Source organism: Pseudarthrobacter sp. MOO14 (assembly GCF_058267675.1).
This window is the reverse complement of sequence record NZ_CM177849.1, coordinates 2,342,847-2,356,546: the sequence shown is the minus strand read 5'-3', so window position 1 is coordinate 2,356,546 and position 13,700 is coordinate 2,342,847. Positions and strand designations below refer to the sequence as shown.

8 protein-coding genes are annotated in these 13,700 nt (G+C 66.0%); 5 read left to right on the top strand and 3 right to left on the bottom strand.

Going from position 1 to position 13,700, the window contains the following annotated elements:
• Nucleotides 1-24: 24 nt before the first annotated feature.
• From AC4EEV_RS11030 to AC4EEV_RS11020, 3 genes are all read right to left on the bottom strand, one after another.
• Nucleotides 25-1,617: a sugar transferase gene (locus AC4EEV_RS11030; protein WP_243835521.1), complete on the bottom strand. Its 1,593-nt coding sequence runs from the start codon at nucleotides 1,615-1,617 to the stop codon at nucleotides 25-27.
• Between the two features lie 150 nt (nucleotides 1,618-1,767).
• Nucleotides 1,768-4,455: a helix-turn-helix transcriptional regulator gene (locus tag AC4EEV_RS11025; protein WP_491328949.1), complete on the bottom strand. Its 2,688-nt coding sequence runs from the start codon at nucleotides 4,453-4,455 to the stop codon at nucleotides 1,768-1,770.
• A gap of 303 nt (nucleotides 4,456-4,758) precedes the next feature.
• Nucleotides 4,759-6,999, bottom strand: a complete 2,241-nt coding sequence (locus tag AC4EEV_RS11020; RefSeq protein WP_491328948.1) for a PKD domain-containing protein — start codon at nucleotides 6,997-6,999, stop codon at nucleotides 4,759-4,761.
• Between the two features lie 530 nt (nucleotides 7,000-7,529).
• On the opposite strand from AC4EEV_RS11020, the gene AC4EEV_RS11015 reads away from it, so the two are divergent.
• The 5 genes from AC4EEV_RS11015 (at nucleotide 7,530) to AC4EEV_RS10995 (ending at nucleotide 13,688) form a co-directional block, all read left to right on the top strand.
• Entirely contained in the window at nucleotides 7,530-8,300 is a 771-nt protein-coding gene (locus tag AC4EEV_RS11015; RefSeq protein ID WP_240617709.1) for a glycosyltransferase family 2 protein, read from the top strand.
• Between the two features lie 4 nt (nucleotides 8,301-8,304).
• Nucleotides 8,305-9,297 carry a glycosyltransferase gene (locus AC4EEV_RS11010; protein ID WP_018762858.1) on the top strand — a complete coding sequence of 331 codons (993 nt, stop codon included), beginning with the start codon at nucleotides 8,305-8,307 and terminating at the stop codon, nucleotides 9,295-9,297.
• Nucleotides 9,294-10,589 (top strand): glycosyltransferase family 2 protein, encoded by a 1,296-nt coding sequence (locus AC4EEV_RS11005; protein WP_018762859.1) that lies wholly within the window; start codon nucleotides 9,294-9,296, stop codon nucleotides 10,587-10,589. The genes AC4EEV_RS11010 and AC4EEV_RS11005 overlap by 4 nt, the downstream gene beginning before the upstream one ends.
• A gap of 74 nt (nucleotides 10,590-10,663) precedes the next feature.
• Entirely contained in the window at nucleotides 10,664-12,877 is a 2,214-nt protein-coding gene (locus AC4EEV_RS11000; protein WP_491328947.1) for a hypothetical protein, read from the top strand.
• A complete protein-coding gene (locus AC4EEV_RS10995) occupies nucleotides 12,858-13,688 on the top strand; it encodes a glycoside hydrolase family 16 protein (protein WP_491328946.1) in 831 nt (276 codons plus the stop codon). Before AC4EEV_RS11000 ends, AC4EEV_RS10995 begins: the two co-directional genes overlap by 20 nt.
• The last annotated feature ends 12 nt before the right edge of the window (nucleotides 13,689-13,700 follow it).

The following is a 13,700-nucleotide window of genomic DNA, read 5'->3' as shown; positions in this document are numbered from 1 at the left end:
ATTGTCTTCCCATTTGTGAGTGTGTCAGTAAGCGCCGGACGGCCGGACGACAGCCCGGAACGTCCGCCAAAGAATCAGGAGGTCACCGGCAAGGGACCAGTTTTCGACGTAGTAGAGGTCCAGCCGGACCGCTTCCTCCCACGGAAGGTCCGAGCGGCCGTTGATCTGCCAAAGGCCGGTGATACCCGGCTTGATCAGCAGCCGGCGGTGGGTGTGGCGCTCGTAGCCGCTGACCTCCCGGTCCAGCGGCGGCCGGGGACCCACCATGCTCATGTCGCCCAGCACCACGTTCCAAAGCTGGGGGAGCTCGTCGAGCGAGTATTTGCGCATCCAGCGGCCGCAGCGGGTCACTCTGGGATCGTCTTTCATCTTGAAGAGCACCCCGGCACCCTGGTTTTGCTGGTTCAACCCCGCCAGCCGCGCCTCGGCGTCGACCACCATGGACCGGAACTTGTACATCCCGAAGACGTGGCCGTCCTTGCCTATCCGGGCCTGCCGGAAAAGGACCGGCCCCGGACTGTCCCGTTTCACGATCAGCGCGAGCACCACGAGGACCGGTGAGAGCACCAGAAGGGCCGCCAGCGCCGCGGCCACGTCCATGATCCGCTTCATGGCGTGTTTGGCCCCGCCGTACTGCGGGATGTCCACGTGCATGAGGGGCAGGCCGTCCACCGGCCGCCAGTGGATGCGGGGACCGGCAACATTGGTCAGTGTTGCTGCGAGGATCAGCTCCGCGGAGGACTCCTCGAGTTTCCAGCCAAGCTCGCGGATGAACCGGTTGCCGCCCGGCAGGGGGCCGGCGATGATCACGGAGTCAGCGTCCACCAAGCGGACTGTTCGGGCGATATCGTCCGTGGAGGACAGGACCGGCACCGTGCAGCCGTCCACCCGCAGTCCTGCGCCGCGGCGTGCCCCCGGAAGGCAGGCGCCGAGAATCTCGTAGACAGCCCCGGACTTGCGGACCTGCTGGACCACGTACCGGACGTCCTCCGGCTCGCCTACCACCACGGCGCGGGAGAGGTGGCGCCCCTTGGCCTTTTCGGCGGTCAGGCGGCGGCGGAATGCCCGCCGGTTGAGCGTCAGGGCCGCCAGGCCCAGCGGAAGGGACACGGTCACGAACGCGCTGGCACCGTGGATGGAAAAGATCACGGCAGCGAGGGCCAGGAGGCCAAAGATGCGGAGCGTGGCAGCGGCCACCCGCTTGTACTCGTCAGCGCCGATTCCAAGCACCCTCGGATCCCTGGTGTGGTAGAGCTCCAGCGCCGCCAGCCAGGTTGCCGTCAGCGCGGCGGCCGCGGCAGCGGCGCCGCCGTCCCTTGGGCCCTCGGGTGAGAAGCCCGCTTCGGAAAGCAGGAATCCGGCATAGGCGGAGAGCATGACCACCACCGCGTCAGCGGACCGGAGGAGGTTGGTGTGCCGGTTGATCCAGGCTGCCGTTGCCTTGCGGGGCCGGGCGTGTGCCGCGGGAAGAAAGGGGGCTGCCGGTGGCAGGGGGAACCGGGTTCCTGCGGCTTCCCCTGCCACCGGCTGCTGTGTTGCCGCCCGCTGTGCAGCAGCGGGCGGAACAAGCCAGTCGAAGGCTGAACGTCGGGTCCTGACAACTGGTATCTCTGCCATGATCACCCTCTCGGTCGTAGCGCCTGTCCCCTGGCTGTGAAGCAAAACTAGCCGCGGAAAGTCGGCTTTGAAGGAGGCCGGCGCGGCCTTTGTGGGTCTTGCAAGGGAAGGCTGTGGAAACTGCGGGTACCGCAACTGAAGGGATTTCGCCTACAAAACGGGCAACACGTAGGGTTCCCTGGCGGCCGGTCCCTTATCCGCCGCGAGGGCGGTGAGCTGGGCCCGGGACTCGACACCAAGTTTTCGGTAGATGGCAGTCAGGCGCACCTCCACGGTGCGCACCGAGACATACAGCGTGGCGGCAATTTCCTTGTTCCGCATGCCGCGGGCCACCATTTTGGCCAATGAGCGCTCATGGTCTGCGAGCATCAGCAAGGCCGGGTTGCCCTGCTGCCGGACCGGTTCCACGCGTTCGTCCAGGAGCAGGGCATCCACGTGCTGGGTCCAGGCGTCCGCTCCTGCCTCGTCGAACATCACCTTTGCCCGGAGCAGGGCGTCCCGTGCGTCGCGCAGCTTGCCAAAGGCGTGGAGCCGCTCCGCGTAGCACATCAGTGTCCTGGCGTGCTCCAGCATGTGCCCGTTCCGGCCCTGGAGGGCCTGGGAGAAGAGCTGCAGCGATTGTTCGCCGTCGGCCAGCATGGCGCGGCTCCGGGTTACGACCATCATCAGCCAGGGGGAACGCAACCCTGCGGAACGGCCCTCGAGGCGCATTAGCGCCTGGGTGGCCTCATGGTGCCGGCCAAGGCGGATGAGCACCTCCACCAGATCGGCCTCGCACCGCAGGAGGGTGGGGTTGCCGAACCCCATGCCGATCTCGACGGCCCGCGACAACTGGGCAACGGACTCCGCCAAGTCACCGCGCAGCAAGGCAAAATGCCCCTGGCATGCGGCGAGCTGGGCAGTAAGGGCCGGGTGGCTTTCCGTGCCCGCATAACGGTGGGCCTCGACGGCGTGCGCCTGGGCACGTGCGGCATCACCCGTGGCGTAGGCGCGCCAGACCCGGAAGTAGTGCCGTACCCCTCGGTGGTATTTGATCTCCGGTTCGGTGCGGTCCAGGTCGTCGATCAGCGTGACTGCGGCGCGGACGTTCCCCGCCCTGATTTCGTTGTCGACTGCCATCAGGGCTGCGGTTTCGCGCCAGTTGACGTGGCCGGGTTCGGCCGAGCCCCGGAGCATGGCAAAAGCTTCCTGGGCGCTTTCATAGTGCTCGGCGTAGGTCAGCGCCCGGCCTTGGACCAGGAGCCCGGCAACCCGCGCGGTGCCGGATTGCTCGTACTTGGAGGCAAGGTTCGCGGTGTTGCCGCTGATGGATTCCACGAGGGTTGCGGCCCGGCCGGCAATAGCCAGGCACTGTGCGGAAGCGGAGCCTTTGAAGCCGCTGCCGCACCGGAGGAGTTCGGCCGCGTCCTTCAACTCCCACCGCTCGGCGTAGTAGAGGGCTCCGATGGCCAGCAGGCTCGCCGCGTAGGCGGGATCGTGCTGGCCGAACTCTTTCACGAGGCGCAGCACCATGCTGGAGCGCACGGCGGCGCCCTGGGCGAACTGGATCTCGAAGGACAGGCCGGTAAGCCGCAGGATCAGCGCCGGGTTCCGGGTCACCCGCTGCGCCCATTCCAGGTAGCGCCGGGCATAGACAAATTCACCCCGGTTGAACAGGAGTTCCGCCAGCGTGGTGAGCCGTGCCGCCGTTTCGGCCTCCCAAGGATTGATGGTCAGTGCCCGTTCGATGTACTCCACTGCGAAAACCACCTCGCCGCCGCGGATCAGGTCGACGGCGTGCCGGAGCAGCTGGAATGGGGTCTTGCGTTCCAGTGCGGTGAAACTCAGGTGCCACCTGCGGGCGTAGGGGTCGGTGTTGTTGGCTGCTTCCGCCAGGGCGCGGTGGTTGGCGGTGCGCACCGCAGGGGTCATGGCGTTGAAGACGGCTCCCCTGAGCAATTGGTCGCTAATCCCGAGGTGCGGCCCGGTGCGCTTGACCAGGCCGGCGCTGAGGAGCTCGTCCACGCTGGTCCACACGTCGTGGTCGATCTTTTCGATCGTGGAAATATCGCTGCGGTAGGACAGCGCCAGCAGGTCCAGGACGCCGCGGGCGCCGGGGGTCAGCGCACCCACCGCTGACGCGTGCTCGGCGTCAAAGCTTCCCACCGATGCGAGCGGGACGGGCAGGGCGTACTTTCCTTCAGCGTGCCTGTCCATGAGCTGCTTGTAGAGTTCGACGGCGGCAAGGGGGTTGCCGCGGGTGGCTGCGGCCACCGCATGGGCGGCCGCCGTCGTGGTCCGCTTGGTGGGGATGCTTTCGAGCACCCGCACGGTGTCGCTGTACGTGAGCGGGCCAAGCTGCAGCACGGGCAAGCCGCTGAAAGGGCCTTCGGGCAGGTCCGCCCGCAGTCCGAAGACCAGGACGACGTCGGTGCCGGCGAGCCGGCGGGCCAGGAACCCGAGGACTTCCTGGCTGCTGTGGTCCAGCTGGTCGGCGTTGTCGATCACGATCACGGTCCGGGACGACGAACGCTGGTGCAGGCCGTTCAGGAGCATGCCGGACACGGCGGGAACGTTCAGGTCTCCGGCGGTGTCGCGGAGAAGATCGTCGGCGATCCGGTTGAGGACCGGATCGTCCATGTTGTTCAGGAGCGCCGTCAGTCCGGACAGCGGCCAGTCCGATTCGGCGGCGCTGGCAGCCATGAAGACGGTCCGGTAGTCGGACAAGGTGGGGATTTCTGCAAGCAGGGCTGATTTTCCCGTGCCCCTGTTGCCGGCTATCGCCAAGGCAGCTTCCTTGGGTCCGCGGACGACGGACAGGATTCGGTCCAGTTCTTTGTTCCGGCCCACTAGCGGCATGGCGTTCCCCATTCGTCGAAGAAGGAGACCGCATTCTTGCACTGCCAATTTAAGGTTGATTCACGCGCCCCAGCGCGGGTTCATCCGGTATGAGTGAATATAGCCCCGGAATGAACCATTCCACCACACCGTTACCGCTGGATTTCATCAAGATTTGGCACGGAAATTACTCAAGAATGCGTCAGTATGCATTTGGTGCGAAATTTACTTCGCCATTTTTTGTATTTCGCCAAACGGCAAGGAGCGGCCCCGGGGCCGGTATGGATCCCCGGAACCGCTTCCCTTATCGCTCGTCGGGTATGCCTAGGCGGCCGGCTTAAGCGCCGTTCGCCAGGCAACGATCGCGCGGGCAGCACTCAACGTCCAGGTGGCTGTTCCGCTGGCCCCCGCCGTCGCCTGCGGTTTGTCCGCCTGCTCGGCAACCTGGCCGGCCGCGGCCTCCCAGCGTTCGGTCCAGCCCGATGGCGCGGTGACCACCGGGGCGCTGCAGTCGCAACCCACTCCGCCGATCAGCATGGCGCCGTTGGTGGCCGTGGTGATGCTGCCCACCGTGATGCTGGTGGCGGAGTAGCTGGTGTCAGCCGCCGTCACCACCGGGCTGTCCAGCGGCGCGGTGTTGTTGACTCCACGGTATGCCGTGATGCCGCCACCCCATTTTGCCGCTGAACTGAGGGTCCAGTTATAGGTGGCCGGGTCGGCGGCGCCCACCACTTTGTAGAAGGCGTAAGCCCGTGCTCCGGAGGTGGAGGAACTGTTGATGGACTGCCCGTTGACGATCGCGGTCCAGCCGGCAGGCGCCGTCAGGCCGGGATTGAGGTCCACGGTGATGGCGGCAACCAGGACGTCACCGGCGGAAGTGCCGGCGGGAACTGCCAGCGAAGCCGTGGTCACGGCGGTGCCCGAGTTCGCTGTGTTGGCGTTCACCACCGTGATCCCGCCGGATGTCGGCGGTGGTGGTGTGCTGGTGACGCTGATAGTGGCCGTCGCGGAGGACGAACCCGTGCTGTTGGTGGCCGTGAGCTTGGCGGTGTAGGTGCCGGCCGCCGCGTAGGAATGGGCGGGATTCTGGATTGTTGCCGTGCCGCCGTCGCCAAAGTCCCACGCCCAGGACGTGGGCGTATTCGTGGACGTGTCCGTGAAGGTGACGTTCAGCGGCGCCGTGCCCGTGGTGGGGTTGGCGGTGAACGATGCCACCGGCGCCTGCCCTGCCGGCGGCGGAGTGCCGCCCAAGGGCCGGTCGGAGAACCAGTAGCGCTTGGCCACGTTGTCGCTGGCCATGACCACCAGCCCGGTGGTGTTGTTCACGCTCTGCTTGCTGGTGGTGACGTCATTGATGTTCGACGACGACGCAGCCTGCATGATCGGTGTGCCGCGCCCCGATCCAAAGACAGGATTGTCCATGGAGGCGGTCTTCTCGTAGATGCTGCCGGCGACGCCGGAGAACGCGCAGCCGGACACCGACGTGGGCGGTGCCGTGTGGAATGCCCGCACCAGGTTGTTCTGGGTGTCCAGCACGATCTGTGGGCGGGAGACGCAGTCGCCGGTGGTGGCAATGGTGGACTGGGTGAAGGCGCCGGTGCCCGGCTTGAAGACCAACAGGACCAGCTGCGGAAGTGTCTTGTTGGAGGACGTGTCATTGAGGCTCGTCTTCACTGCGGCGAACACCCGGCCCGAGGTGTCTGCCTGCAGGGTCTTGAGGTTCAGGTGGTCATCGGCCTGACCGTTGCCCCTGATTGCCGGCTGGAGTTTCCAGTTGGAGTTGGCGGGCTTTCCGTCGGCGTGCGTGGCCCACCACATCGTGTCGGTCCGCTGGTCGCTCCACATGACGCCGATCTGGCCGCCGCCGAATGCCACCACGGCCGAAATGTCATCGGGCGCCGGGTTGGGGCTGGCCACCGGGAGGATGAACGGGGTACCCCACGTTGCGCCGTTGTTGCTGGAGTAGTTCACGTAGACGGTGTTGGTGAAGCCGGACGTCGAGTTCCCGCCCACCTGCGTCCACGTCGCCCAGATTCCGCCGATGGAGTCCGCATCGATCGTCATGGATTCACTTGAATTGTTGGTGATCGTGGTGGGAAAACCGCTGTCCAGCGTGTACTTGCCGCCTGAATAGCTGTACCGGTAAAGCTTTGCCGGCTGGCCGGAAAGTGATGGCTTGGGAGTGCCGTCGGTGCTGACGGTCACCACATGCGAGGCGATGAACAGATGGGTGCCGTCCCAGAACGTATCCGCGAGGGTGCTGCCCCGGGTGTCGTTCACGACTCCGGTATCCACCCAGCTGTTGGAGGTCCGGTCCAGCCGGTAGATACTCCATCCGGTGCCGGTCTTCCACATGTCCGCCCACCAGGATCCGTCGTTCCACCACAACTTGCTCTGTGGTTTGTCCGATGTGGGCGGGTTCGCCACCCCGGAGTAGGCCATGCCTTGGGTGCCGTAAACGGTGTCGGCCACAGCGGCACCGGGTACGCCGAGGATGGAAGCTGCGAGAACGAGTGCGACGACGAGGGCCTGGCCCATCCGATGGGGGAAGTGTCTGAGCTTCATAAGGGAACTCCTGGGGCATGAGGAAAAGTTCAGGGGACGTATGCCCGTTGGCCCAGAAACAAAGAGCTCAAGCCCCCAAGTACCGAGAAGCGTAAGCCTGAACGCCGCCGTGGGCAATGTAGGTGGCTTACCTAAATGGGGGTTTTTGCACTCCCCCTACCTAATGGTTTCGGGCGCGCAGTAATCCCCTATACCTAATCGGAACGGCAAACACCGAGCCCTCTACTTGCCTAACAGGGGGTAAACCCCGGGTAAAAAGTGAGTACCTACTACTCGTGATACCCGGATTAGGTAGGGGGTAGTCTGCCGGGAACGGCCAGAGGATTGGCGATGGGTTGCTGGGGGATCAGCGACCAGACCATGACCGGATCAAGCGTATGTGCCGCGGCGAAACCGCCGGCGGCATTGTCCAGAATCCGAACTGTCATGAAGTGGTGAGGCAATTGTCGATTTCGCCCCAACTGCCGGCTTTGTTTTCCCAGCCGGGACTCTTATTTCCACAAGCTTCAATCAGCGTTGTTATTCCCACGTTGAACGAGGAAAAGAACCTTCCCTGGGTTCTGCGCCGGATGCCCTCTTACGTCGATGAAGTGGTGATCGTGGACGGGCGTTCGCAGGACAACACCGTCGAAGTGGCCAAGGCGCTTCGCTCGGACGTCGTGGTGGTCAACGAACCCCGGAAAGGAAAGGGCGTGGCCCTTCGTTCCGGCTTCGCGGCCGCCAGCGGGGACATCATTGTGATGCTGGATGCCGATGGCAGCATGGATCCGCAGGAGATCGGGTGGTTCGTGGCGCCCCTCCAGCACGACTTCGATTTCGTCAAGGGATCCCGGCACGTCACCGGCGGCGGGTCCGAAGACCTGACCCGGCTGCGGAAGGCCGGCAACCGGGCACTGACGGGACTTGCGAACGCTGTCCTGCACAGCAACTATTCGGACCTCTGCTACGGCTACATCGCTTTCCGGCGCGAATGCCTGGAGGTGCTGGAGCTTGAGTCCGACGGTTTCGAAATCGAAACCGAACTCATCGTCCGGGCCGCCAAGGCGGGACTGCGGATCGCCGAGGTCCCCAGCCTGGAGCTGGACAGGATCTCCGGCGCCTCCAACCTGCAGACGTTCCGCGACGGGTGGCGCGTGCTGCACACCCTGGCCCGGGAATGCGCCGTGTGGGAGGCCCCCACAGCCGGAGCACGCCCCGAGGCCCTCCGCCGCGTGAAGTACACCTACTCCAACGTCCGCTTCCCGCGCCTGCCCGTGGACCCGCACAGCGTCCTTACTCCGGCGGTGAGCCACCATGCTTGATCGCATGAAACCCCTTTCCGTGACGGTGGTGATCTGCGCGTACACGTCGGCGCGGTGGGGGATGTTGCTCGATGTCATCGAGTCGGTGCGCCAGCAAACCCTGGCCCCGGACCAGGTGCTGGTGGTGGTTGACCATAACGAGGACCTGTACGAGAGGCTGGTCGAGATCGTCGACGACGTCACCGTGGTGGAGAGCACCGGGCAGGCCGGTCTGTCCGGGGCACGCAATACCGGCGTCGGGCTCGCTGAGTCGGACATTGTCGCCTTCCTTGACGACGATGCCGAGGCAGCGCCGGACTGGCTCGAGCGCCTGGTGGCGCTGTACGACGATCCGGACGTTTTGGCCGTGGGCGGCAAGGTGGTCCCGCTGTGGGAGGCCGGCCGGCCGGGCTATTTCGCGGAGGAACTTGATTGGATCGTGGGCTGCAGTCACCGGGGCATGCCGCGGGTGGCCTCCGAAGTCCGCAACGTCATCGGTGCCAACATGTCCTTCCGGCTCGAGGTCCTGCGCCAAGTAGGCGGATTCAACCTCTCGCTGGGACGCAAGGGCACCTTGCCGCTGGGCTGTGAGGAGACCGAAATCTGCATCCGCTCCCAGATGGGGTCGCCCGGCTCGCGCATCGTGTACGAACCGGCGGCGCTGGTCCACCACCACGTCCCCGCCTCCCGCGGAACGTTGCGGTACATGATGTCCCGCTCCTGGTCCGAAGGGCTCTCCAAAGCCCAGGTCAGCCAGTTGGTGGGCCACAAACGGGCCCTCGGGCCCGAGCGCCGGTACGTGCGCAGCGTCCTTCCGCGGGCGGTGTTCACCGGGCTGCGTTCCTGGGGCCGCGACGGCAGCGCCGACGGGCTGGGCCGTGCGGGGGCCGTGATTGCGGTGCTTGCCTGCACTGCGGCCGGGTACTTCCAAGGGCGCCGCCTCCAACACTGGACGGGCCCCGATGAGGCGGACGACGCCCTGGTTCCGGCCGGCGGTCAGTGGAGGGAAGTGCAATGAGCGAGGGCGCCAGCCGTGTGCTTGAGGGGCTTCAGGGCGAAGCACTGATCCTGGTGCCCGCCATGGAGTCCGTGTTGCCTCCGGTCTGGCCGGGGGCCCGGTGGATCGGGTCAGTGGACCTGGAGGATCTTGCGGATTGCTCGCACTTTGAACTGGAGAACCATGCCGGATACGAACGGGCACGGCTGTTGGTGCGCGCGTCGGGGGTCGTGCGGGGATTCGTCGACGTGCCGTCGCCGTCGGGAATCGTGGATCGGGTTGTATTCGAGGACGCCTTGGCGGCCTTGCCACGTGTCACTTCATTCCCGCCGGCAGTGACGGCCCCGCACATCACAGTAGTGGTGTGCACCAGGGACCGCACGCCGCAGCTGCGGGCGGCGCTGATGACCATCCTTGCGCTCGACTATCCCCGCTTCGACGTGGTGGTGGTTGACAACGCACCGGCGACGCACGACACGGAGGAACTGGTGCGCCGGGACTTCAGGGACAAGCGCGTGCGCCTGGTCACCGAACCCGCTCCCGGCCTGTCCAACGCCAGGAACACCGGCCTGGAACACGCCAGGGGAAGCCTGGTGGCGTTCACGGACGACGACGTGGTTGTCGACAGGTCCTGGTTGTGGGAGATTGCCGCTGCGTTCGAAGCCGCTCCCGAGGCGGCCTGCGTCACCGGCCTGGTCCCGGCAGGGGAGCTCAGGACCCCCACCCAGGGCTACTTCGATGCGAAGGTGAGCTGGTCGCGGAGCCTGGTGCCGCGGGTCTATTCCCTGGCAGACCCGCCCGAGGGGCTGCCGAAGTTCCCGTTCAGCCCGGGGGCTTTCGGGACCGGAGCGAACTTCGCCCTGAAGCGCCACGCCGCCCTCACCCTCGGCGGATTCGACCCGGCCTTGGGCGTGGGCACCCCCACGGGCGGCGGCGAGGATATCGACATGTTCACCCGGGTCATCCTGGCCGGATATGCCCTGGTGGTCCAGCCGGCAGCGATCGTGTGGCACCGCCACCGGGACGGACTCGAAGACCTCCGGGTGCAGGCCCGCGGGTACGGCACCGGGCTGGGCGCATGGATGACGAAAGTGATGATGGACCCGCACACCGCCAGGCTGGCGCTGGCCAGGAGCTGGGGCGTGGGGATGGAATACCTGGCCCACCAGCACCCTGCCCGGCCGGCTCTCCAAGGTCCACCAGCCCACGGTTCCCTCGAAGCCCAGGTGGCCAGGCTCGCCTGGCTGCAGATGTTGGCCGTGGCCGTGGGCCCCTACAAGTACCTGCAGTCCCGCCGGACAGCCGGCAGTTAGCAAACACAGTCCACCCAGTGCTGGTGCGGAGAAACCCTCCGCCAGTGGCAAGCCAACCCAGGAGTTGAAACAGTATGGCGCTTCTTATCAGGGGTGACGTCTCCGGTCCCATGAACTCCCGCACGTCGCGCCGGCGCAGGCCCGGATACGCCGATTACGCCCTGGCCTTGTTGAGCACCGTGACGGCGGCCCTGATCCTGTTCGACATCGGGGGTGAGACCTTCGCCGGCGCCAAACTCCTGGCTTGCCTGGTCCTGCCCGGCTGGGCGCTGGTGCGGTGGCTCCCCAGTGTGGACCCGGCAGCCCGCCTGGTATTCACGCTCGTTGCCGGCGCTACGGCCTTCGCCCTGACCGCCGCGGCCATGGGTTGGCTGCAACTCTGGAATCCCCGGCCCGCCGCCGTCGGGATCATGCTGGCAGCCGCCGTCGCCCTCCTGGTTCCCGGCCCGGAACGGATCCGGGCTGCCTCCTCCCCGCTGCCTCGCCCGCAACCCGGCACCTATGCGCCGTGGCTGGTCCTGGTCGCCGCCATGGGCATGTGGGTGGCCTCCCTTGCCGCGACTAACCCGCGCCTGGGTGACTTAGGGCTCCTGACTGCCTTCCCGGTGACCTGGTACGCCGCGCTGGCGCTGGTCGTGGCCCTGTGCATCTGGAGCATCTCGCGGCAGCGGATGCATTCAGGCTGGCTCGCGGGAGCCTCCCTGACCGGGCTGGTGGTGATGTTGTACTCCTCTGCCGGGCTGCTGACCGCCGTCCCGCGGCTGCCGTGGACGTACAAACACATTGCCGTCACGGACCTGATCCAGACCACCGGGCATTTCGATCCCAGCATCGATATCTACAACCGCTGGCCCGGGTTTTTCCTCTTCAGCGCCTTCCTCGGCGAATCCAGCGGATACCAGGACCCCATGGCGTACGCAGGCTGGGCTGAACCGGTGTTCGCGCTCATGAGTGTTGCGCTGGTGCTCGCAATCGCCCGGGCCCTGACCCGGAACCCGCGGATCTACTGGACCGCCGCCCTGGTGTTCACCCTCACCAACTGGCTCAACCAGAACTACTACTCACCGCAGGCCTTTGCCTACACCCTGCACCTGACGATGTGCCTGGTGATCCTGACGTTCCTGCGCGGCACACCAGCCGGCTGGGTACTCAAGCTGGAGCGCCGGGTGGCGGCCCGGCTCGCCAAGTCCGGGGCCCAGGTGGATGAACCCCCAACGTACAGCGGCCTGCAGCAGGCGCTGGCCATCGTTGCGGTCCTTGTCCTGCAGGCAATGATCGTGATGAGCCACCAGCTGACTCCCTACCTGGCCATCCTGGGGCTCTTCCCCCTGTTCCTGACCCGCTACTTCAAGCCCGCCTGGGTTGCACCGGCACTTCTGCTGATGGCTTTGCTCTACCTCCTGCCCAACGTCGATTTCGTAGCGGGCAAGTACGGCCTTTTGAGCGGCTTCGATTTCTTCGCCAACGCCGGGTACAAGGCGTCCAACGGAAGTCCCGGCCCCTCCCTTCTCTCCGGTCGGTGGCTGGCCCGCGAGGCGCTCGCCCTGTCCTTGTTCACCGCACTGCTGGCCGGTCTTGGATTCATCCGCAACATCCGCCTGGGCAACATCCGCACCACCCTGATCGTGGGGACGCTGGCTGCAACGCCGATCCTTGGGCTTTTCGGCACCTCCTATGGCGGCGAAGGCAGGCTCCGCGTGTTCATGTTTGCCCTTCCGTGGCTGGCCATCGGCGCGGCGTGGTTCCTCTGGGCCGGCAGGGTGCCCACCAGGAGGACGGTGGTAGGGGCAGCGTCGGCGGTCACGGTCCTGGCGGTCATGTTCACCGCGGTGTATTTCCAGAACGAGGCCAACGTCCGGGTGCCCGCGGCGGATGTTTCGGCCAGCCGCTGGCTCGATTCGAACGTCCGGAAGGGCGATGCGGTGGTGGAAACCAACTACCACCTGCCGCTCCTGATTGGCCCGCACTATTCCTTCTACCTCCGCACCGGCCAGTTGGTTTCGGTTGCCTCCAAGCTCCACAGTTCCACCCAGCCCTTCACCGGGGACGACATGGTGGCCTATGTGGACAAGACCCGGGCCGGAGCGAACCTGCGGGCCTCGGACCGGCTGTTCGTTGTGGTCTCCGACCTCCAGCAGCGGACCTCGACCGGTGTCCTGCGGCAGTTCTCCAAGGATGCCATGGTCCCGTTGGAGCACGACCTGGACGTATCCAAAGCCGCACAGGTTGTCTTTGAGAACAAGTCGGTGCGTATCTATGAGGTTTCCCGTGCTGACTGGGGCAACTAGCGGCCGGGTGTACCAACTGTCGCTGGTCACGGCGACGTCCCTTTCCCTGGTGGGGGCGGCCCTGCTGGCCCTGCATGCCGATTCATCGCAGGTCAACGGGGCGCCCCGCGGGGACCTGCCCTCCTGGCGCCAGACCATGGTCCAGGACTTCAACGTCGCTGCGGCACCAGGGGCCGTAGGCGGCGTCTACGGCCAGGACATGCGCGGTTACGACGGACTCTCCGATTCCTCAGGGTTCGGAACGTACACCCCTGACCAGGTCTTGTCGGTCCACGACGGCTACCTCGATTTCCACCTCCACTATTCGAACAACCGGCCGCGGGTGGCCAGCGTCATCCCGTTCGGGTACTCGGGCCAGACTTACGGAAGGTATTCCGTCCGGTTCAGGTACGACTCCATTCCGGGCTACAAGGTGGCATTCCTCCTCTGGCCGGCCAGCGACGACTGGAACGAGGGAGAGATCGACTGGCCGGAGGGCGCCCTGGACGGGTCCCTCTACGGAAACTCCGCGATCAAGGGAACCCGGACGCCGACCGGCATGCAGTTCGACCCCGGTGACAGGCGCTATTCGGCGGGCCGGCCGGGGCAGTGGCACGTTGCCACCATCGAATGGCGTCCCGGCCTGGTCCAGTGGTTCCTTGACGGGAAGCTCGTGGACCAGACCACCAAGCCGGCGGGAGTGCCGGACACCCCCATGCGCTGGACGCTCCAGGTGGAAACGGCCGACGACGCCTCCAGTACCTTCCCCGCCCCCGGCACTGCCGGACACCTCCAGGTCGATTGGGTGGTGCAGTATGCCTACACACCCTAGGCCCCCCGAACA

Coding starts and splice junctions, on each gene's coding strand:
- AC4EEV_RS11030 (WP_243835521.1), bottom strand. CDS start 1,617: ATGGCAGAGATACCAGTTGTCAGGACCCGACGTTCAGCCTTCGACTGG.
- AC4EEV_RS11025 (WP_491328949.1), bottom strand. CDS start 4,455: ATGCCGCTAGTGGGCCGGAACAAAGAACTGGACCGAATCCTGTCCGTC.
- AC4EEV_RS11020 (WP_491328948.1), bottom strand. CDS start 6,999: ATGAAGCTCAGACACTTCCCCCATCGGATGGGCCAGGCCCTCGTCGTC.
- AC4EEV_RS11010 (WP_018762858.1), top strand. CDS start 8,305: ATGAAACCCCTTTCCGTGACGGTGGTGATCTGCGCGTACACGTCGGCG.
- AC4EEV_RS11005 (WP_018762859.1), top strand. CDS start 9,294: ATGAGCGAGGGCGCCAGCCGTGTGCTTGAGGGGCTTCAGGGCGAAGCA.
- AC4EEV_RS11000 (WP_491328947.1), top strand. CDS start 10,664: ATGGCGCTTCTTATCAGGGGTGACGTCTCCGGTCCCATGAACTCCCGC.